17 protein-coding genes and 1 pseudogene are annotated in these 19691 nt (G+C 71.8%); 12 read left to right on the top strand and 6 right to left on the bottom strand.

The window, feature by feature from the left end; translation table 11 throughout:
- Nucleotides 1-178 precede the first annotated feature (178 nt).
- The 5 genes and pseudogenes from E5F05_RS05235 (at nt 179) to E5F05_RS05215 (ending at nt 5363) form a co-directional block, all read left to right on the top strand.
- The gene (locus E5F05_RS05235) at nt 179-892 is read left to right on the top strand and encodes a Dps family protein (protein ID WP_103128039.1); all 714 of its coding nucleotides are present in this window, start codon (nt 179-181) and stop codon (nt 890-892) included.
- 184 nt (nt 893-1076) lie between these two features.
- Nucleotides 1077-2220, top strand: a pseudogene (locus E5F05_RS05230) (type III polyketide synthase).
- Nucleotides 2220-2918, top strand: a complete 699-nt coding sequence (locus E5F05_RS05225) for a class I SAM-dependent methyltransferase (RefSeq protein WP_103128038.1) — start codon at nt 2220-2222, stop codon at nt 2916-2918. Before E5F05_RS05230 ends, E5F05_RS05225 begins: the two are co-directional and overlap by 1 nt.
- The gene (locus E5F05_RS05220; protein ID WP_103128037.1) at nt 2911-4050 is read left to right on the top strand and encodes an FAD-dependent oxidoreductase; all 1140 of its coding nucleotides are present in this window, start codon (nt 2911-2913) and stop codon (nt 4048-4050) included. The genes E5F05_RS05225 and E5F05_RS05220 overlap by 8 nt, the downstream gene beginning before the upstream one ends.
- Nucleotides 4051-4073: 23 nt before the next feature.
- Nucleotides 4074-5363: a glycosyltransferase gene (locus E5F05_RS05215; RefSeq protein WP_235610227.1), complete on the top strand. Its 1290-nt coding sequence runs from the start codon at nt 4074-4076 to the stop codon at nt 5361-5363.
- A 4-nt stretch (nt 5364-5367) separates the two neighbouring features.
- Here E5F05_RS05215 and E5F05_RS05210 read toward each other — a convergent pair whose 3' ends face one another.
- Together E5F05_RS05210 and E5F05_RS22080 are read right to left on the bottom strand one after the other, a co-directional pair.
- The gene (locus E5F05_RS05210) at nt 5368-5922 is read right to left on the bottom strand and encodes a glycosyl-4,4'-diaponeurosporenoate acyltransferase CrtO family protein (protein WP_103128036.1); all 555 of its coding nucleotides are present in this window, start codon (nt 5920-5922) and stop codon (nt 5368-5370) included.
- A gap of 19 nt (nt 5923-5941) precedes the next feature.
- Nucleotides 5942-6643: an FtsX-like permease family protein gene (locus tag E5F05_RS22080; protein ID WP_306461352.1), complete on the bottom strand. Its 702-nt coding sequence runs from the start codon at nt 6641-6643 to the stop codon at nt 5942-5944.
- Nucleotides 6644-6953: 310 nt separating this feature from the next.
- Between E5F05_RS22080 and E5F05_RS21870 the strand changes: the two genes are divergently transcribed.
- Nucleotides 6954-8165, top strand: coding sequence for a toll/interleukin-1 receptor domain-containing protein (locus tag E5F05_RS21870; protein ID WP_103128034.1), 1212 nt, complete (start codon nt 6954-6956; stop codon nt 8163-8165).
- A 220-nt stretch (nt 8166-8385) separates the two neighbouring features.
- Here the strand turns inward: E5F05_RS21870 and E5F05_RS05195 are convergent, their stop codons facing one another.
- The 3 genes from E5F05_RS05195 to E5F05_RS05185 all read right to left on the bottom strand — a co-directional run bounded on the left by E5F05_RS05195 (nt 8386) and on the right by E5F05_RS05185 (nt 13616).
- The gene (locus tag E5F05_RS05195) at nt 8386-10800 is read right to left on the bottom strand and encodes a UvrD-helicase domain-containing protein (protein ID WP_103128033.1); all 2415 of its coding nucleotides are present in this window, start codon (nt 10798-10800) and stop codon (nt 8386-8388) included.
- 195 nt (nt 10801-10995) lie between these two features.
- Nucleotides 10996-12621 (bottom strand): bifunctional metallophosphatase/5'-nucleotidase, encoded by a 1626-nt coding sequence (locus tag E5F05_RS21865; protein ID WP_103128032.1) that lies wholly within the window; start codon nt 12619-12621, stop codon nt 10996-10998.
- Nucleotides 12622-12833: 212 nt separating this feature from the next.
- Nucleotides 12834-13616 carry a TlpA family protein disulfide reductase gene (locus tag E5F05_RS05185; RefSeq protein WP_103128031.1) on the bottom strand — a complete coding sequence of 261 codons (783 nt, stop codon included), beginning with the start codon at nt 13614-13616 and terminating at the stop codon, nt 12834-12836.
- A gap of 444 nt (nt 13617-14060) precedes the next feature.
- Here E5F05_RS05185 and E5F05_RS05180 point away from each other — a divergent pair, with 444 nt between their 5' ends.
- The 3 genes from E5F05_RS05180 to E5F05_RS21855 are packed head-to-tail and all read left to right on the top strand — an operon-like array spanning nt 14061 to nt 14970.
- Nucleotides 14061-14426: an ArsR/SmtB family transcription factor gene (locus E5F05_RS05180; RefSeq protein ID WP_103128030.1), complete on the top strand. Its 366-nt coding sequence runs from the start codon at nt 14061-14063 to the stop codon at nt 14424-14426.
- Nucleotides 14423-14713: an MFS transporter gene (locus tag E5F05_RS21860; RefSeq protein WP_201262711.1), complete on the top strand. Its 291-nt coding sequence runs from the start codon at nt 14423-14425 to the stop codon at nt 14711-14713. The genes E5F05_RS05180 and E5F05_RS21860 overlap by 4 nt, the downstream gene beginning before the upstream one ends.
- A complete protein-coding gene (locus tag E5F05_RS21855; protein WP_201262710.1) occupies nt 14680-14970 on the top strand; it encodes an MFS transporter in 291 nt (96 codons plus the stop codon). The genes E5F05_RS21860 and E5F05_RS21855 overlap by 34 nt, the downstream gene beginning before the upstream one ends.
- A 349-nt stretch (nt 14971-15319) precedes the next feature.
- On the opposite strand, the gene E5F05_RS05165 is transcribed toward E5F05_RS21855, so the two are convergent.
- Entirely contained in the window at nt 15320-16030 is a 711-nt protein-coding gene (locus tag E5F05_RS05165) for a phosphatase PAP2 family protein (RefSeq protein ID WP_103128292.1), read from the bottom strand.
- Nucleotides 16031-16092: 62 nt separating this feature from the next.
- On the opposite strand from E5F05_RS05165, the gene E5F05_RS05160 reads away from it, so the two are divergent.
- From E5F05_RS05160 to E5F05_RS05150, 3 genes are read left to right on the top strand one after another with little or no spacing between them, the layout of a single operon-like run.
- A complete protein-coding gene (locus tag E5F05_RS05160) occupies nt 16093-16650 on the top strand; it encodes a Chromate resistance protein ChrB (protein WP_129117602.1) in 558 nt (185 codons plus the stop codon).
- Entirely contained in the window at nt 16647-19205 is a 2559-nt protein-coding gene (locus E5F05_RS05155) for a cation-translocating P-type ATPase (RefSeq protein WP_129117601.1), read from the top strand. The genes E5F05_RS05160 and E5F05_RS05155 overlap by 4 nt, the downstream gene beginning before the upstream one ends.
- Complete coding sequence (locus E5F05_RS05150; protein WP_103128028.1) at nt 19202-19684, top strand: hypothetical protein; 483 nt, start codon at nt 19202-19204, stop codon at nt 19682-19684. Before E5F05_RS05155 ends, E5F05_RS05150 begins: the two co-directional genes overlap by 4 nt.
- Nucleotides 19685-19691 lie beyond the last annotated feature (7 nt).

Genomic DNA, 19691 nt, shown 5'->3' with positions numbered 1-19691 from the left:
GGGGCCGCCGGGCATGGTCATGCCGCCACGGTAGGCGTTCCAGATCAAAGGGGCGTAAGAACGACACGTGAGGGGAGCTTAAGAAAGCGTTGAGGACCTGCCCTTTCTTGCACCCGTCTAACGGCGCCTGCCTACCTTCACGGCGGTTGTGTCGCCCCAACCCCACCCAGGAGCCCTCATGAAACACCTGATCCTCCTTGCCGCCCTCCTCCTTCCCTCGGCCCTCGCGGGCGGGGCGGGCGCCCAGAGCGCGGGCGCGGGCGTGCCCTCCACCAACGTGAACGAGCCCGCCCCCACCACCGGCCAGCCCACCGCCCAGAACACCGGCACGGCCTCGCCCCTGCCCTACAACCGCGCCACGACCCTGCCCGCCGCCGGCACCGAGGACCTGAAAAAGAGCGTGCAGGCCCTGCAAAACACTCTGACCGAGCTCCAGGCGCTGCAACTCCAGACCAAACAGGCGCACTGGAACGTCTCGGGCACCCTCTGGTACACCCTGCACGAGCTGCTTCAGGAGCACTACGAGGGGCTGAGCAAGTACGCCGACGACGTGGCCGAGCGCCAGCTCTCGGTGGGGGCGTCCAGCGACGGGCGGGCGATCACCATCGTCGCGGCCTCGCGCCTGCCCGAGATTCCGGGTGGCTTCCTCGACGACGCCCAGGTCATCCAGTTCTTCACCTACCAGTACGAGACGGTGGGGCAGCGGATTCACCAGCGCATCAATGATGTGGAGAAGGTGGACCCGACGACGGCGAACCTGTTGCAAGAGGTGGAGCACGGGATCGAGAAATACCAGTGGCAGATGCGGGCCTTCCTCCAGAACACGCCGCGTGACCCCAACTCGGGCTTCGACCTCAACAACGGCAAGCCCGTGCCCCTGCGTGGGAAATAGGGGGACGGGCAGACCCGGGGGGGCCCGCCCGGCCCTCCTTCCTTCGCGCGGAGCAGGAGGCCAGCGGACTGGGAAAGTTCCCCCTGGCGCGCCCCCGCTCCTTCACCCGGCGGCCCCCCTTTTCCCCCGCATCCCCTGAAGCCGGCGGAAGGAACCGCGTCCGCCTGTCCCCCTCCCCTGACCTATGCCTGTCTATCTACACGCCATCGCGTCCGCCGTCCCGGAGACCGCCTACCCCCAGTCGGTCATCCGGGACGTGATCCGGGCGCAGCCCGAACTGGGCCGCCTGGGGCGGCGGCTCACGACCTCCATCTTCAACGCCTCGGGCATCGACCGGAGGCACAGCGTCGTGCGGGACTTCCTGGGCCCGGCGGGTGACCCCCCGGGCCTCTTCTACGACCCCGGGACGGGCCGGATGCTCACGCCGGGCACGGGCGCGCGCAACGACTTCTACGTGCCTCACGCCACCGAGCTGTTCGTGCGGGCGGCCCGAACGGCGCTGGAGGCAGCCCCCCACCTGGGCGCGACCGACGTCACTCACGTCGTCACGGTGTCGTGCACGGGCTTTTTCGCCCCGGGACCCGACTACGCCCTCGTGCGGGCGCTGGGGCTGCCCGCGGGCGCGCACCGCTTCCACGTGGGCTTCATGGGCTGCTACGCCGCCTTTCCCGCCCTGAAGATGGCGAGGGCCTTTTGCGAGGCCGACCCGAGGGCGGTGGTCCTGGTGGTCTGCGCGGAGCTGTGCACCATCCACATGCACTCGGCGAACGACCCCGACACATTGATCGCCAACTCGGTCTTCGCGGACGGGGCTGCCGCCGCCCTGGTCGCCGCCCGGCCGCCCGCCGCGGGCACGCCCGCCCTGCGCCTCGACCGCTTCGAGACCACCCTGACGCCCCCCGGCGTGGGCGAGGCCGACATGGCCTGGACGGTGGGCGACCAGGGCTACGACATGGTGCTCAGCACCTATGTCCCCGACATCATCGAGTCGCACATCGGGGGGGCCCTCGCGCCGCTGCTGGGCGGGCCCCGGGGGCCGGGCGACGCCGCGCACCGGGGGGTCGAGCGCTGGGCCGTGCACCCCGGCGGGAGAAGCATCCTCGACCGGGTGCAGGGCGCCCTCGCCCTGAGCGACGAGCAGATGCGCCCCTCGCGCGAGGTATTGCGCCGCTACGGCAACATGAGCAGCGCGACGGTGCTGTTCATCCTGGAGGACCTGCTGCGGGAGGCGGGAGGCGGGGGACGGGGAGCGGGTGTGCGCGATGGCCTTCGGCCCCGGCCTGACCGTGGAGTCGGCCCTGATGACGCGGCTGTGCGGGCTCGACTGATGCACCCTGACCTCTCCCGGCGCGCCGCACACTTGCGCGAGCGGATGGACGACCCGAACTGCGACTTGCCCAGTCTGGAGCGTACCTATGCCCAGTTCGGCACGGTGAATGTCCTCGTGGCGGGCTGGCGGCGGGTATACCGGCGCGAGCTGCGGCCTCATCTGCCCCCGGGCCGGACGCTGACCCTGCTCGATATCGGCTGTGGCGGCGGGGACGTGGCGCGGGGGCTGGCCCGTTGGGCGCGGCGCGACGGTCGGCGGCTCCGGGTGACCGCCATCGACGCCGACGAACGCGCCGTCGCCTACGCCACGGGGCTCGCCGCCGACCCGGACGTGACCTTCCGGCGGGCGCTGAGCAGCGACCTCGTGCGCGAGGGGCAGGGCTTCGACTTCGTGATCTCCAACCACCTGCTGCACCACCTGACGGACGCGGAGCTCGGGGCCCTGCTGCGAGACAGCGAGGCACTGGGCCGGGTGCGGGTGGTCCACAGCGACCTCGCCCGCCACGCCCTCGCGTACCGGGCCTTCAGCGCGGGGGCGCGGCTCTTTCGGGGTTCGTTCATCCGGGAGGACGGGCTGCTCTCGATCCGGCGCAGCCACACGGCGCGGGAACTCGCGGCGCTGGCGCCACCGGGCTGGCAGGTCCAGCCCCTCGTTCCCTTCCGCCTCCTGCTGACCCGGGCGGGACCGCATGCTTGACGTGCTGGTCGTGGGGGGTGGACCGGTCGGCCTGTTCCTGGGGTGCCTGCTCGCCCGGCGGGAACTGAGCGTCGCGGTGCTGGAGCGTCGCCCGGCGAGGAGCGGCCACTCGCGTGCCGTCGGCATCCACCCGCCTGCCCTGGCGGCCTTCGAGGAGGTGGGCCTGACCACCCCCCTGCTCGCCGCCGGGGTGCCCATCACGGGCGGGGTCGTGCTCGGACGGGGCGGGGTGATCGGCGAGCTGAGCTTCCGCGCCGCCTCGCCGCGTTACCCCTTTATCCTCTCGCTGCCCCAGCGGGACACCGAGCAGGTGCTGGAGGAGCGGCTGGCCCACCTCGCCCCGGGTGCGCTGCGGCGGGGAGTCGTGGTCGTGGGGCTGCGGGACGAGGGCGGGCACGTCTCGGTCGCCTGCCGGGAGGGGGAGCGCGAGGAACTCCTGCGGGCCCGCCTCGTCGTGGGGGCGGACGGCACCCGCAGCACGGTCCGGGGCCTTGCCGGCATCGGCTTCCCGGGCGCCCCCTACCCGGACAGCTACCTGATGGGGGACTTCCCGGACACGACCGCCTTCGGGCCGCGGGCGGCGATCTCTCTGATGGAGGACGGCGTGGTGGAGTCCTTTCCCCTGCCCGGGGAACAGCGGCGCTGGGTCGTCCACACGGAGACGCTGCGGGACGACGTGCGGGCGCAGGACCTCGCCGCCCTGGTGCGGGGGCGGACGGGGCTGCACCTGCCCGCCGGGGACTGCACCATGCTCAGCGCCTTCGGGGTGCGCCACCACCTGGCCGACCGGATGGTGTTGGGCCGGGTGCATCTGATCGGCGACGCGGCGCACGAGATCAGCCCCATCGGCGGGCAGGGGATGAACCTGGGCTGGCTGGACGCCGCCGCGCTCGCGCCGCTGCTGGGGAGGGCCGTGGGGGGCGCTCCCGGAGCCCGCGCCGCCCTCCTGCGCTACGAGCGGGCCCGCCTGCGCTCGGCCCGGCTCGCCACCCGGCAGGCCGAGTTCAACATGGCCTTCGGCCGCCCGGCCCGGGGCCCGGCACGGCGGGTGCGGGACGCGGTGCTGCGCGGCCTCCTCTCGCCCCCCGTTCAACCCCTGCTGGCCCGCGCCTTCACCATGCGCTGGCTGTGAGACCCGCTCCGGGAGGACCGCCCTTGTCCAGAATCCTGATCGCCTCGCAGCCCATCCACGGCCACGTGCTGCCGCTCCTGCCCATCGCGGACGAACTCGTGCGGCGCGGGCACGAGGTCCGCTGGTACACCGGGCGCAAGTACGCGGCGCGGGTGCGGGCGGTCGGTGCCGGGTTCGAGCCCTTCGTCCACGCCCGCGACTACGACGACGACTTCGGGGCGACCTTCCCGGGACGGGGCGAGCGGACGGGCCTGCGGCAGATCCGGTTTGACATCGAGCACGTGTTCGTCGGCCAGGTCGGGGGTCAACTGCAAGATCTCCAGGCGGTGCAGGGGGCCTGGCCCGCCGACGTAATCCTCGCCGAGCAGACCCTGGGCGCCGCCCTGCTGCTGGAGGAACTGGCCGGACCGCCCGTCGCCCTGCTGGGCATCCTGCCGCTGGGGATCGCCAGCCGCGACACGGCCCCCTTCGGTCTGGGGCTGGGACCCGACCCCTCGCCCCTGGGGCGCTGGCGCAACCGGGTCCTGGGCTGGTGGGCGGAACGGGTCATCCTGGGCAGGGCGTCGCGGGAGCTGGAGGCCCTCTGCCGCAGGGTCGGCGTGCCCCCCCGCCCCGTTTCCCCCCCGGTGGCTCCCCGGCTGATGCTGCAACCCACCGTGCCGGGTTTCGAGTACCCCCGCAGCGACCTGCCCCCGCACCTGCATTTCATCGGGGCGATCCTGCCGCCCGCGCCCGAGAACTCGCGTCTGCCCGGCTGGTGGCGCGAGGTGCTCGGCCCGCGCCCGGTGGTGCTGGTCACCCAGGGCACCCTCGCCACCCGGGCGCGCGACCTGATTCTGCCCACCCTCCAGGCGCTGGACGGGGAGAAGGTGCTGGTCGTCGCCACTGGCGCCCGCGACCCGGGCGCGCTGGGTGAGGTGCCCCGCAACGCCCGGGTGGCGGCCTTCCTGCCGTTCGCGCCGCTGCTCCCCCACGTCGCCGTCTACGTCACCAACGGGGGGTACGGCGGCGTCCAGCAGGCCCTGACGCACGGCATTCCCGTCGTCGTGGCGGGCACCACCGAGGACAAGGCCGAGGTCGCCCGCCGGGTGGAGTACGCCGGCGTGGGCATCAACCTGCGCACGGGCGCGCCAACCCCCGAGCGGGTGCGCGGGGCCGTGCTGGCGCTGCTGGGCGAGCACGCGGTTCGCCAGCGCGCCCGCGAACTGGGCGCCGATCTGCGGCGCCACGACGCTCCGCGCGAGGCCGCCGCGCTGATCGAGACCCTGGCGCGCACCGGCCGGCCCGTCCGCGCACCGGGGTCCCAGGAGTGAGCGTTCAGTGTCCCGCGGCGGCCCGCCGGGTGGGGCGCAGCCGCTCCAGCCGGGCCCGCATCGTCCGCTGGAGAAGCACCGGGTAGACCTGGAAGAAGAGGTTGGCCCCCAGCAGCCAGCCCGCCGCGTTCCAGGCCCGCCGCGCCACCGCGCCCGCGACCAGCCCCGTCCCGAGGCCCGCCAGCAGGTGGCTGAACTCCGCCTCCCGGGTCGCCCGCTCGTAGGCGGGCAGGGAAGCCCGGCGACCGTCGAAGCCCGTGGCCTCGCGCCGGAAGCGTTCCCAGCCCATCCGCCGCAGCAGCCGCCTGTAGCCGAGCACGCTCAGGCGGCGGTACAGGCCCGGTTCCCAGGGTCGCACCCGGTACCAGTGCTCCGGCGGGCGCCAGGAGACCGCGCGCAGCACGTACAGCGCCCAGCGCATCAGGAGCACGTGCGCGGTCAGCGCGAAGGGCAGGCCCCGGAAGCCGACCACCCTCCCCGTGAGCCAGGCCGCCCCGGCCACCCCGGCCAGGCCCAGGAACACGCCCGCCCAGCCGTCCGTCCCGCTCTCCCGCCGCACGTCCCGAGCATAGCGGGGTTCAGGGACGGCGCAGCGCGCCCGAGACGGTCAGGCGGCCCTCGGCCCGGGCGGGCCGCAGCCCCGCCAGCAGCCCCAGCAGCAGCGAGACCCCGGCGCTCAGGACCGCCAGGCGCGGGGTGACGGTGGCCGCGTCGATCCCGGCCAGGTTCTGCGTGTAGAGATTGACGCCCCAGGCGCCGACCAGGCCCAGCAGCATCCCGGCGGCGCCGCCCAGCAGCGCGAGCAGCAGGCTCTCGGTCAGCACCAGGGCCCGCAGGAAGGCGGGACGCGCCCCGATGGCCCGCAGGGTCCCGAACTCCCGGGTGCGCTCGATCACCCCCATGGTCACGGTATTGAGGGCCGTCAGCCCGCCCACCAGCAGCGAGACGAGGGAGAGGCGCAGGCCCACGGCGTTACTGCTCCCCAGCAGCATGGACGCTTTTCCCCTGCTCCAGGGTGCCGTGTTCCTCCCATGCCTGCGTTCATGGCTCGTCATCCCGCATGTCCAGCAGGCCGTAAACCAGCTCGACCATGGGGGCGGCCAGGGCCAGGCCCTGCGCCGGGTATCCCGGGCCCAGCCGGGCCGCACCGCGTGCGCCTCCTGCTTGAGACGCAGCACGCCCATCCGGGCGACCTGGGCGGGATGGCCCACCGGTCGCCGGGCGGCCAGGACCTGCGCCGTCAGCCCCTCGTCCACCGGCGCGGGGAGGTGGGCGAACACCTCCGCGCTGCCACGTTGCGCTCATGTTCCGCGCCGGGCGCGCCTCCACCGAGGCCTGGACGACGGGTCCGCTCGCGCCCCCGGTCCCCGCCCTGCTGGTTGTGCCGCTCCCCGTCGACTCCCGCTCCGTGCCCTCCGGCCAGCTCCCCCTGGCGGGGCTCCCTGCACCTTGCCAGTACCAGGAAGGGAATGGCCCCTTGACCTTCCAGAACGCGCCCGACCACCTCTCCACCTCGGCGCGCTGCTTCTCCCGGCCGCTTCCGGCCTGGGGTCTGCCCCGCCGCCTGGGGTGAGGCGGGATACTGAAGGCATGGCCCGCCGGACGCCCCCAGATCGCCCGCTGATTTTTATCTCGCATTTCAGCGCCGAACAGGAGATCGCGCTCAAGCTCCAGGAGCTGCTCGACCGGGCCTTTCTCGGCCAGGTGAACATCTTCGTGTCGTCGGACGACCGCAGCATCCGGATGGGGGCAGACTTCAACGGCACCATTCAGGACGCCCTGAGGGCCACCCGGTACGGCCTGCTGATCCTGAGCCCCGCCGCCCTGCGGCGGCCCTGGGTGAACATCGAGTTCGGCGCGCTGTGGGTGCAGAACAAGCCGGTCACCCCCATCTGCCACTCCGGCCTGAGTCCGGCCCAGCTTCCCCCACCGTACGTGAACCACAACGGCCTGAGCGCGACGGACGTCCGGGCCCTGAACAAGCTGGTGGCCAACCTCGCCCAGGAGGTGGAGATGCGGGCGCCGACCGTGGACTGGCAGCCCTTCCTCGACGTGGTCCAGGCCGCCGAGCAGGCCGCGAGGCACCGGGACCTGGACACGGTCGCGGGCGCGGTCGCCACGCTCACCCGGGCCTGCGGTCAACCGGAGTTCCCGCAGCAGTTGCGGGCAGGGGGGCACCAGTACACCCTGGGCGACCATGAACAGGGTGCCCACGCCGCCCTGGCCGTGCTGAGGGACCACGGGCTGGTCGAGCAGCGGTTTCAACACCGGAGCCAGGGGCCGGCGGGGCCAGGGAAAACGTACGAGCTGTCGGGGACGGCCGCCTATGGCGAGCTGTGGCTTGATCCGGCGTTTCCCAGCCTGCTCGGCCAGGCGCTGGGACGTCCGGTCCCCACGCTCCTCGAGGTCAGCTCCGGCGACGCCGGCCAGGTGCGGGAAGACCATCACCTCGAGAGGGTCCGACCGGGCGCGCCTGCGGCAACGGCCCAACGCCCGGACGAGCCCGAGGAACTCCGGCTTCTGGAGGCGGCCGTCCGGGACGCCTGGGAAGCGCTCAGCCACTACCGCTCGGACCCGCCGGTCAACACGGCGCCGCTCCGGCGGCAGGGCCAGACCCTGCGGGAACGGCTGCACGCCGCCGAGGAGGCCCGTCCCGGGTTCACGGCGGCCATCGGCGGCAGCGCCGGGCGCGAGCAGATGTGGAGTGACCTCGCGCAGATGACCGCCGTTCAACCCGCGGTCGAACGGCTCGGCGAGTTGGTCGAGGACCTGCGCGCCCGGCTCCGGCTCCCGCTGAACTAGGCTCGTCCCGAAGTAGTGCCCGCAGGCCACCTGCGGCCAAGCCGCTGGGGGCGTGCTTCTGACTGTCCGCGGGCACGGGACCGAGACCACCCTGGCTGGGCGCCCGCGTACCATTGGGGACCACCCGGCCGCAGGTCATTGGAAGCCCTGTGCTGGTCGGGACAGCGACTCCAGCGCGGCGGCTGAACCTCACCCCTGTCTCCGGTGGAACCGGGTGCCCTCAGGGCAGCCCCACCAGGTACAGCGTCTCCCGGGCGCGGGTGAGCGCCACGTACTTCAGGTTCTCCTCCTGCTGCCGCTCCCACTCCTGCTGATCCTGCCGCGGCCTGGCGAAGAGGGGGTAGCCCATCACGAACACCCGGTCCGCCTCCAGCCCCTTGGCCTGGTGGGCACTGGACACCCGCACGCCCATCCGCGGGTCCGGGGCCGTCACCGCCTCCACGAAGGTCCTGAACTCACCGCCATCCCAGCGCTGCGCCTGCTCGTGCAACCGGCCCAGCACCCACGGCAACAGGACCTTCAGCGGTTTGTCCCTGGGGCCGAGCGGAGGGCGGGCCCTGGGCGCGCTGGCTGGGACGAAGCCCGCCGTGAGGTTCCGCAGCTCCGTCACCACCTTCCGGACCCTTCCCGAATCGCTCTCCAGGGCCTCCTCCTCGTCCGACTTGTCGGGTCGAAGCGCCGCCTGACCCTCGTAATCCAGGGTCAGGCCCCGGCACAGCAGTTCCAGCACGATCAGGTCGACCAGGTCGTTGTTGCGGGCGAACAGCAGATCCCGTTCCCGGACGTACCCGAACGCCTGCGCCCAGCCCACCTCGAACACCTCCCCCTCCCGGGCGTCCGGTGCCGCCTCGATGGCGGGCATCAGGGCCCGCGCTCGCCGGACATGGGACTTCGGGCAACGGTAGCTGACGGTCAGCTTCAGTTCCCGTGGCGGGTGGGGCAGCCGCCTGATGTTCTCGACGCTGTTGTTGTCCGCCCCTCGAAAGCCCATGATGGCCTGCCGGGGATCCCCCACGAAGAGCAGCCGTCCTGTTTCCCCGGCGGCCCGCCGCACCAGCTCCAGTTGCGTCTGGGTCAGGTCCTGGCACTCGTCCACGAACACAAAGTCGTACGGCTGCAGGGGCAGGTTCAGCCGCACCGGCAGGTAGTTCTGCTCGTCGAGGCTGATCAGGTTCTGGGCCTGGTAGGCGGCCACGGTCAGGTCCAGGGCACGGGCGACGATGGGCTGCAACCCTTCGGCGTCCGTCACGTTGTACTGCCGGGCCAGTTGCGCGTAGTGCTCGGGGTCCGAAGGATCGAGGTGGATATAGCTCTGGAACTTCTCGTAGAGGTTGCGGGCGCGTTTCAGGTCGTCCTGACTCAGCCGGGTCCCCAGCACGTCCTGGGCCGCCCGGTTGAGCATGCCCGCCGCCTTGTGCTGATCCACCCTGATCCCGCGTTTGCGCCGGTTGAGCACCCGCATCCCGAACCCGTTCAGGGTCGCCGTCTCCACGTCGTCGATCCCCGCCCCGGTGAGCTTTACCTCCAGCTCGTGCCGGATGCTGCGGTTGAAGGCGAGCATCGCGATTCGCGCCCGGGGGCTACCGCGCTTGATGACCCTGACACTCTCCAGCAGGGTGGTGCTCTTGCCACTTCCGGCGACGGCGATGACCAGACCATGCCCCTCCCCGGACTCCAGGAAGTCGAAGATGCGCTGCTGATACTCGGAAGGGACGAACACCCGCCGCGGTTTCGGGGCAGGCTTCTCGTCCACCCGTTTGACGTGAGCGGTGAGGTGAAGCCGGGTGTCCTCGGCGGCCAGCACGTTGGCCTCCTCACGCGTCCAGAGGAGGTGTGACGAGACCGGCAGGACGGCGGCCAGGGAGAGCGTGCCCTGCCCGGTCAGGCGCTCGACCACCTCCGCGACGACCCGGGCGCAGCCGTCCGGGTTCTCCACCGCCTGCTGCTCGGAGAAGCGGATCACCGGCCAGCCGGCCGCGAGAAAGGCCTCATCCCGGGCCTCGTCCCCGCTGCGGTAGGTCTGCGCCCCCTCGTCGAACTCCACGAAGTGGATCGGCAGCTTGTGCCCCAGGCCGTACGGCTCGTCGAGTTCGATGTCGAGCCGCAGGCGGTGGGCGGGATCGAAGTACAGGAAGTCGGGGTGGTAGGTCTTCTGACCGCTCGCCAGCAGGCGGCGGCGCAGGATGCGGCCCTGGAAGTGCCGCTGGAGGTGCTCGAACAGGTGCATCTCCGCGAGACCGGCCAGGGCGAAGCTCTCCCCGACCCCCTCCACGGCCGAGCTTTCCAGCAGGGCGGCCACCTTCCGCCGCCGGTGGGCGTGCAGGACTTCGGGGGTGAGCTTGGCGCGCTCGGCCGCCTCGAACTCGGCCCGGGCCGATCGGTGCTGACGCACGGCGGCCTCGTACCGGGCCCTGGCGGCCTGACGTTCCGGGGCGGTGAGGGTGTCCGCCTGCCCCCTGAGCCTGAGCAGGCCGTAGAAGGTGGACAGGAGACTCTTGCCGGGGGAGAGGTCCGGGGGGAAGGCGTCCTCGGTCGGCGGGGGGACATCGAACGCGGGGAGGTCCGGACTGGAGGCGAGCGCCTGCTGGAGACGTGGTGGAAGCAGGACGACGGGGTAGGTGGGGCGGGGAGTCACCGGACACCGCTGGGCTGGAACATGCGCCCAGTATTGCGGTGAAGGCCCCCCACCGGGACCACTTTTCAGGAGGCTTGCGCCGAATGTCCCGTGGATGGAGCCGCCACGACCGGGGCGTAAACGGCGGGAGGCAAAGTCGCCCGGTCAGACGGTTCCGGCAAAGCAGAAGACGGTTGAAGCCGAACCTGTCCCGCTTCAGTTTCCGGTGACGGCCCGGATGCGCTGCCCGACCGTGGGCGTCACCGTGCCGAGCCCCTGGATGTACTCGAGCACGACCTGCGCGTCGGGCTCCCGGGTGGTGCCCTGCCCGTCGGCGAACATGGTGTACTCGTCCCCGCCGCTGTTGGTGAAGTCGCTCAGGGCCAGGGTGTGGGTCGTGGCGTCCTTTTGAATCGGCGTGCCGCCGTCCAGGGTGACGCGGACGACGCGCGACCCCACCGGCCGGCTCACGTCGTACGTGAACGAGAAGCCCGACACCTGCAGGAAGCGCCCGCTGGCGGCGGGGAGGGCCGAGACGCTGTTCTCCAGCGCGGCGTAGAGCTGCGTGCCCGTGACGGTGCGGGTCACGACGGTGTTCCCGAAGGGCAGCACCGAGTACACGTCCCCCGCCACCAGGTCGTAGGGCGGCCCCGGCTGGTACCCGGGCGCGGGGCGGCGCAGGCTCTTGTCCTGCGGCGCGTAGCTGGAGGGCAGCGGGCTGCGGATGCTGCCGCCGTTCTGGATGGCGAGCTGGGTGCCGTAGCGGGCCCGGAAGGCGTCCGCGATCAGGTCGCCCAGCGCGACCTCCTGCAACCGCTCGACGTTGCCCCCACGCGGGAACACGTCGGTGGCCACCCCGACTCGGCGGTCGAGCTGCTGGGCGAGCTGGGCGCGGTAGGGGACGAGCACCTGCTCGACGGCGGGGTCGGGCGTGACGGCGTCCACGCGCGGCTCGACGAAGGTGTTCACCCGGTCCGTCACCCGGCGGCTCGCGAGGTCGTAGGTGAGGTTCACCTTCGCGTAGCTCGCGCCCTTGCTGAGGTTCTCCACGACCAGGGCGTCCCCCACGAAGCCGCTGAACTTCTCGTTGGTGTGGTCCCCGAAGATCACGTCGAAGCCGCGCACGCTCTTGGCAAAATCGATCAGGGGCCCGGTCGCCGCCCGCGAGGCGTCCTGACCAGTTACCCCCAGGTGCGCGATCGCCACGAAGACCTGGGCGCCCTGGGTGAGCGCGGCCGCCCGCGCCCGGGTCGCCGCGGCCACGGGGTCCGTGACCACCAGGGTGCCCAGCGCACCCGGCGCGACCAGGGTGGGCGCCTCCGGGTTGGTCAGCCCGACCACGGCGACCTTTACCCCGCCGACGGTGAAGATCTTGTACGGGGCCACGTTCCTTAGGTTCGCGTCCAGATTCTCCAGGTTCGCGGAGAGGTACGAGAACTTGGCCCGGTCGATGAGCCCCTGGAGGAAGGCCGTGCCCCGGTCGAAGTTGTGGTTGCCGAAGGTGTCCGCGTCGAAGCCCATCGCGTTCATGGCCTCCACGGCGGGCACCTCACCGAAGAAGCCCGACAGGGGCGGGGACGCCCCGTAGGCATCGCCGCCGGTGAGGGTGAGGGTGTTGGGGTTGCTCGCGCGATCCTGCTTGAAGTACGCGCTGAGCACGGCCGCGCCGCCCACCTGGTAGGCACCTGTGCCGCTGCCCACGCTCAGGGGGTCGAGTTGCGCGTGCCAGTCCGACACGTCGAGGAACTGGAGGGTGACGGGCGGCCCCGGGGGCACGGGGTCGGGGGAGCAGGCCACGAGCGCGAGGGTCAGGGCGGCGAGCGGCAGGGTCCTGATCAGCATCGGTTCTCCTTCTCCCGGGGTGAGGGGGCCGCACCCGTCGTGAACGTGACCTCACCCCCTGGTAGCGGCGGGACGAGGACCTGGGCCGCCGGGCGTGCCTTGAGTGTAGGCACCGGGGGTCAGCGGATGGTGAAGCGGGGCCGCCGGGAGGAGTCCCTGGGCCGGGGTGGGCCGCACGCGCACGCGGCGAGGCGGCGGGGGCTCCGGACGAGTCAGGGGGTGTCCTTCGCCTGCCGGATCAGGGTTTGCAGCTGGGCGCTGCTGAGCGGGCCGAGGTGCCGGGCGACGATGCGGCCCCGCGCGTTCACGGCCAGGGTGGTGGGGAAACCGCTGACCCGCAGCGTCCCGGTGACCGCCTCCCCACCCAGCCAGGTGGCGCCCGCGGGTGCGTAGGCGCCCAGGAACGCCCCCACCCGCCCCGCGGGTTCACCGACGTTCAGCAGCACCACGGGTTCCCCCGCCCGGACCGCCCGCATCAGGAGCGGCATCTCCGCCCGGCAGGGCGGGCACCAGGTGGCCCACAGGTTCACCACGCCCGGGCGGGGCAGCGGGGCCGGGCGGGAGACCGTGCCCCCCGCGAGGCGCGGGAAGCGCGCCTCCGGGAACGTCTGCACGGCGGGGGTGGGTCGGAGCAGCAGGGGCAGCACGCCCGCCAGAACGGTGACGAGCAGCGGGAGGGCCAGCCGGTCGGGCAGCCGCCGGCGGGGCCACCAGAGGGCCAGCAGCCCCGCCGCGAGGCCCGGCCCCCACGCCCAGCCGCCCCGCCGGACGTCCAGCAGTTCGAGCACCCCCGCGCCCAGGGGCTGGCCCAGGTTCCCGAAGAGGCCGGGCAGGGTCGCCCAGAGGCGGGCGGTGACCAGGGCCACGGCCGCGGCCAGGCCCGCCCCCCGGAAGCGGGCCAGGGAGGACCACGCCAGCAGGCCGAGCACCAGCGTGAGCTGCGACCAGCCCAGCACCAGCGAACCGATCTTCAGGGCATCGGGCCCGATGTTCACGGGCGTTCCCGGAGGCGAAAGGGTGGACGGCCGGGGCCGACCCGACTGGGTGGCCGGTGATGGCGTGTCCCCGGCGGGCTGGCGGCGGCTCCGGGGACCCAGGTGATCAGGGGGACCGGGCGGCGCCTCGTCGGGTCGTCGCGGATCGTCAAGGTGTTCCTCCTGGGATGTGCGAAGGGCATCGGCCCGCCGATTGTCCTGCCGTCGTGTAAAGATCGTGTAATCCTCCCCGGGAGCGGCGCGGAGCTGGTGCCCTCCTTGTGCCGCAGCGACTCCAGCACGCCACCTGATGGCCGCATCTTCGGGCGTGAACTCGCGGTTCGGCCACGCCGTGCTGGCGCCGCCGTGGGCCCACGGCGGCGCGGGTCTGCTGGTTCTTCTCCTCAAGATGCCCAGCCTACTTTCTTACATTCGGATATACGAATTTACTGCCAGCATGACCCCATGCACCAGCATCCCGTTCCGTCTCCGCCCCACCCCGAAGACCTGGCGCGGGTCAGCGAGGTCTTCAAGGCCTTGTCCGAACCCACCCGGGCTCAGCTCGTGTTGCTGCTCCCGGGCGGCCAGCGCAGCGTCATGAGGCTGGTCAAGGCATTGGGCCAGCCACAGAGCACGGTCAGTCGCCACCTCGCCCTGCTCCGGGGGGCCGACCTGGTCAGGACCCGCCGAGAGGGTCCCAGCGTGCACCACCGCCTGGCTGACACCCACGTCGCACAGCTCGTGCGGGAGGCCTTCAGCCACGCCCAGCACGACCGCCTGGGTCTCCCGGATCATCCCGCCGCCGAGACGGTGAAGGAGCATGTCCGGTGAACGCCCTCGCCACCTTCGCGGCCCTGAGAAATCCCCTCTTCGCCCGCTTGTATTTCGCCCAGACTGTAAGTCAGATCGGGGACGCCCTGACCTGGGTGGGCCTGGCCCTCCTCGCCGCCCAGCTCGCGGGTCCCGCCCAGGCCCCCGCCGTGCTGGCGGTCGCCCTGACGCTGCGGGTCACGGCCTTCGTGCTGTTCAGTCCTCTCGCGGGCGTGATCGCGGACCGGGTGAACCGCCGCACCCTGCTTGCCATGTGCCACTTCGGGCGGTGGTCGTCATCGGCTTGATGTTCTTCGTGGGCACCGTGTGGCAGGTGTACATCCTGATGTTCCTGCTCAACGCCCTAACGGCCTTTTTTACTCCGACCAACCCGGCCACCGTCCCGCTGGTGATGGGCCGGGACGACGCCAGACCCGCTTTTGCCCTGTCCAGTGCCACCACCGAGTTGCTGGGCATCGTGGGTCCTGGGCTGGCCGGAGTGCTTGCCGCCGTGCTGGGCGCCCGCGCCCTCTTTGGGGTGACGCCAGCAGTGGCGCGGAAATGAACGCTCAGCCTCCAGCAACTCCCCCTCCTCCGGCCGGCCGGGGTCGGTGAAGGGCCGCAGGGCGCCGTGCGCGAGCGCGGGCGACAGCCCGAAGTGGAAGCGCCCCAACACATTGACGTGCTCAAACAGCCGTGGCGACAGCCGCGCCACATCCTCCGGGAACACCGTCACCCCTGACGCCCCGCAGGTGGTTCAGGTCGCAAGCGCCTGGGGCACCGGCCCATCCAGACGACCCTGCGCTCCGCCGAGGTCAGTGACCAGATCGCCGACGCGGAGGTGCCTGCTTGGCGCCGACGACGTTGAAGCCCTGCGCCGCCTCCGAGATGAGCCGTGCCGCCCGGTGACACCCTTACCGGCTGGCGTGGACCTCTTCACCCTGGCTCCGCCCGGCTTCCAAGGCGCGCTGGGGATGCAGCACCCGGGTCAGGGCGACCACCCAGGCCAGCGAGAACAGCGCCCCCGCCGTCACGTCGCTGGGGTAATGCACGCCGATGTACACCCGCGACCACATCATCCCCAGCACGTACAGCACCCCCAACACCAGGGCCAGCCAGTGCCAGCGGGTCCGCCACAGGACGACCACCACCGTGGCGGCCAGGGCGGCGGCAAACATCGCGTGCCCGCTGGGAAAGGAACTGTCGTTCTCGGGCAGGGCGGGTGTCCACAGGCTTGGGCGGGGCCGCTCGAAGAGCTGCTTCATCACGAAGTTCAGCCCGGCAACGCCCCCCAGCGAGAGCAGCGCGAACCACGCCAGGCGGTGCCGCAGCCGGTACAGCACCACGAACAACACCAGGGCAATGGGAATCATCCCCCGCGCGCTGCCCAGCAGCGAGAAGGTCACGGCCACCCCGTTCTGAAACGCGCTGGCGTGCCCGTGAATCCACAGCATCAGCGGCACCTCGAAGGGGATGGGTTCTTTCTGGAGGAGCTGCTCGGCGATCTCCCCGAAGCCCCACAAGGGCAGCAATACCAGCGCGAACAGCAGCAGCAGGGTGCGCCAGTGCGTCCTGAGCAGGTGATCCAGGCGGTCCAGGTGCCGGTGGTGGTGTCCGCGGGTCATGGTCGCGTCAGGGTAGAACAAGAATTGCAATAGGAGAAGAAACAGGTGTTACACTTCCCCGCATGGAAGGCTGGTTGCTGATCTACCGGGTGCCCAAGGAGCCCTCGACCGCGCGGGTGACGATCTGGCGGCGCACCAAACAACTGGGGGCGCTGTACCTCCAGCAGTCGGTGTGCTTCCTGCCCGACCGGGAGGGGAACCGGCAAGCCCTGGACGCCGTGGCGGGGGAAGTCCGCTCCTTTGGCGGCGAGGCGCATGTCCTGCACGTCGTGAGCGAGGGGGAGGAGGCGCGGCGGCTCACCCGCCGGGTGCAGGAGGAACGCGCCGCCGAGTACGCCGAGTTCCACGAGCAGGTGGGGGTGCTGCGCGCGGAACTCGACAAGGAAACGCGGGCGGGGAAGTTCACCTTCGCCGAGTTGGAGGACATGGAGAGCGCCCTGGAACGCCTGCGGGCCTGGCTGGGGCGGGTGGAGGCCCGGGACGTGGAGAACAGCGAGGGCTACCGGGACGCGGCCCGCGCCCTGGCGGGCGTGACCGAGGAGGTCGGCGCGTTCGCCGGGCAGGTATACCAGCGCGAGGCGGGCGCCCTGCGCGGGCAGGGCGGGGAGGACGAGGCGTGACGGCCGAGCCCAAGGCGGCGTTGCCCCACGCCCAGGACCCCGGGCTCACCCTCCGGGACCTGGCCGCCTCGCCCGAGCGCGGACTGAGCGAGGCCGCCGCGCGGGAACGCCTCGCTCAGTTCGGCCCCAACGTCCGTGTGCGCCCCCGACAGGTCACCTTCCTCAGGGTCGCCCTGGAAGAGATCACCGAGCCGATGATCCTGCTGCTGCTCGCCGTCGGCATGGTGTACGCCCTGTGGGGCGACCCCCGGGACGCCCTCGCCATCCTGGGCATCATCGCGGCGATCCTCGCCATCGAGCTGACCATCGAGTTCCGCGCGAAAAAGGCCGTTGCCGCCCTGGGAACGCTGGTGCCCACCCGGACGACCGTGCTGCGGGGTGGGCAGGAGACCAGCATCGACACCGCCGACCTCGTGCCGGGGGACGTGGTGCTGCTGCGCTCCGGGGAACGGGTCCCGGCGGACCTGCGGCTGCTGGAAGGCTCCTCGCTCGCCCTCGACGAGTCCGCCCTGACCGGGGAGTCCGTTCCGGTGGAAAAGGACGCCCACGCCGTTCTGCCCGCGGACGCCCCGCTCGCCGAGCGTTCCAACATGCTTTACGCCGGGACCGTGATCACCCGGGGAAGTGGCCGGGCCGTGGTGGTCGCCACCGGCACACAGACGGAAATCGGGCGCATCACCGGGCTGGTGGACGCGGCCCGCGAGCCCAAGACGCCCCTCCAGAAGGCGATGAAGGCCCTCAGCGGCACCCTGGTCAAGGTGGCCCTCGCGTTCAGCATCGGGATTCCCCTGCTGGGCGTCCTGCTGGGGCAGCCGGTCAAACCCATGCTGCTGACCGGGATGACCCTGGCGTTCGCCACCATCCCCGAGGAGATGCCCATCATCATCACCCTGGTGCTGGGCTTCGGGGCGCTCACCCTGGCCCGCCAGCGCGCCCTGGTCAAACGCCTTCAGGCCGCCGAGGCGCTGGGGGCCGTCACCGTGCTGGCGACCGACAAGACGGGCACCCTCACCCAGAACGTCATGACTGTCCGGCAGCTCGCGCCCGCCTCCAGGGTCAGCGAGTGGGAACTGCGCCTGGCCGCCGGGCTCGCCACCGAGCGAGGGTCTGACGATCCCACGGATCAGGCGGTGCTTCGGGAAGTGGAGGCCCAGCCGGGCACCTGGACTCCCCTGCGGGCCTTTCCATTCACCGCCGAGACGCGGGCGGTGACGGTCGTGCAACGGCAGGGCGAGGTCGCGGTGGCCTACACCAAGGGTGCCCTGGAAAGCCTGCTGAATTGGGCGGCACCGGGAACCGACCGGGCGCACTGGCAACAGACCGCCGGGGACATGGGCGCCCAGGGGCTGCGCGTGCTCGCCGTCGGCCGCAAGCCGGTGGACACGCAGCCCCTCGACCACACGGGCGCCACGCGGGGCCTCACCCTGCTCGGGCTGATCGGCCTGAGTGATCCGCCTCGCCCGGAGGCGGGGACCGCTGTTCAGGAAGCGCGCGAGGCCGGAATCCGGGTCATCATGATCACCGGCGATCACCCCGTCACGGCGGCGGCCATCGCCCGCGAGGTGGGCCTGCCGGAGTCGCGGGTCGTCACGGGGGCGGAACTCGACACGCTGACCCCGCAGGGCTGGGAGGACGCCGCCCGCATCGCCACGGTGTTCGCCCGAGTGACGCCGGAACACAAGCTGCGTCTGGTCGAGCGGCTGCAAGGCCAGGGGGAGATCGTCGCCATGACCGGGGACGGGGTGAACGACGCCCCCGCCCTCAAGCAGGCCAACGTCGGCGTGGCGATGGGTGGGCGGGGCTCGGATGTGGCCCGCGAGGCGGCGGCCGTCGTCCTGACCGACAACAACTTCGCCACCCTGGTCTCCGCGGTGCGGGAAGGGCGGCGGCTGTACGACAACCTCCGCAAGGGGACCCGCTACTACCTCGCCATCAAGGTCGCCTTGATCCTCGCGGCGCTGGTGACGGTGCTGCTGGGCCTGCCGGTGATCTTCGCGCCCATCCAGATCATCGTGCTGGAACTGTTCATGGACGTGAACGCCGCCCTGGGCTTTGCCACCGAAAAGGCCGAGCCGGACGTGATGAAGCGCCCGCCCCGTGATCCGCAAGAGCCCTTCCTCGACGCGCCCCTGGTGCGGGGCCTCTTGCTGGGCGGGCTGTGCCTGTTCGCGGTGGTGCTGGCGAACTACCTGCGGGTGACGTTCCTGGTGCCGGGCGCGACGGCCGCCCTCGCGCAGACCGAGGCGTTCCTGACCTGGCTGCTCGGCCACGCGACCCTCGCCTTCGTGATGCGGGGTGAGCGGGGGCGGGTTCCCCTGAAGAACTTCTTTGCGAACCGGGTCATCACGCTCTGGACTCTGGCGGTGGTCGTCACCTGTGCCCTCGCGGTCAGCGTGCCCGGGGTACAGCGGGTGCTCAAGACCGTGCCCATTCCCTCTTCCGACTGGGCCTGGGTGATCGGTCTGGCGCTGCTTGGCGCGCTGGCCTTCTCCCTGCTCGGCATCCTGATCCGGCCCGGACGCACCGCTCACGCGCGGGCACTGGGCACCCCATGAAGCACGCGGACCTCCAGCTTGAGCAGGACCTCGCCTTTCAGTACCGCTCCTGGACCTGGCAACGGCTGGGGTGGGTCGTGATGGCGCTCCTGGTCGTGGCGGCGTTCCTCGGGCTGTTCGGGGACGGGCCACTGAGCGAAGGCCAGCGTACGGCCGGTGGGGAGGTGACGCTGGCTTACCAGCGGTTTGCCCGGGTGGAGAACCAGTCACCCCTGCGCCTGGTCGTTCAGGTGCCGGGCCGGGAGGTGAAGATCACCCTCTCACGGGATTACGCGGACGACGTGCAGGTGCAGACCGTGACGCCGCAGCCCGACGCGATGACCTCCAGCCCGGACGGGCTGAGCCTGACCTTCCAACCGGAGCGCCCGGGACCGCTGCCGATCACGCTGTTCGTGGAGCCCGAGCGGCCCGGCGTGGGCCGCGGCAAGCTGAGCGTGGACGGGGCGCAGGTCGTCTTCCGCCAGTGGATCTGGCCGTAAGGAGTGG

This window comes from Deinococcus metallilatus (genome assembly GCF_004758605.1).
Lineage (GTDB): Bacteria > Deinococcota > Deinococci > Deinococcales > Deinococcaceae > Deinococcus > Deinococcus metallilatus.
This window is presented reverse-complemented; position numbering and strand designations above follow the sequence as displayed.

Excerpts from the sequence above, each read along its gene's own strand:
- E5F05_RS05165 (WP_103128292.1), bottom strand. The coding sequence starts at position 16,030 with ATGACCCGCGGACACCACCACCGGCACCTGGACCGCCTGGATCACCTG.
- E5F05_RS21870 (WP_103128034.1), top strand. The coding sequence starts at position 6,954 with ATGGCCCGCCGGACGCCCCCAGATCGCCCGCTGATTTTTATCTCGCAT.
- E5F05_RS05160 (WP_129117602.1), top strand. The coding sequence starts at position 16,093 with ATGGAAGGCTGGTTGCTGATCTACCGGGTGCCCAAGGAGCCCTCGACC.
- E5F05_RS05225 (WP_103128038.1), top strand. The coding sequence starts at position 2,220 with ATGCACCCTGACCTCTCCCGGCGCGCCGCACACTTGCGCGAGCGGATG.
- E5F05_RS21865 (WP_103128032.1), bottom strand. The coding sequence starts at position 12,621 with ATGCTGATCAGGACCCTGCCGCTCGCCGCCCTGACCCTCGCGCTCGTG.
- E5F05_RS05150 (WP_103128028.1), top strand. The coding sequence starts at position 19,202 with ATGAAGCACGCGGACCTCCAGCTTGAGCAGGACCTCGCCTTTCAGTAC.
- E5F05_RS05220 (WP_103128037.1), top strand. The coding sequence starts at position 2,911 with ATGCTTGACGTGCTGGTCGTGGGGGGTGGACCGGTCGGCCTGTTCCTG.
- E5F05_RS05180 (WP_103128030.1), top strand. The coding sequence starts at position 14,061 with ATGCACCAGCATCCCGTTCCGTCTCCGCCCCACCCCGAAGACCTGGCG.
- E5F05_RS05235 (WP_103128039.1), top strand. The coding sequence starts at position 179 with ATGAAACACCTGATCCTCCTTGCCGCCCTCCTCCTTCCCTCGGCCCTC.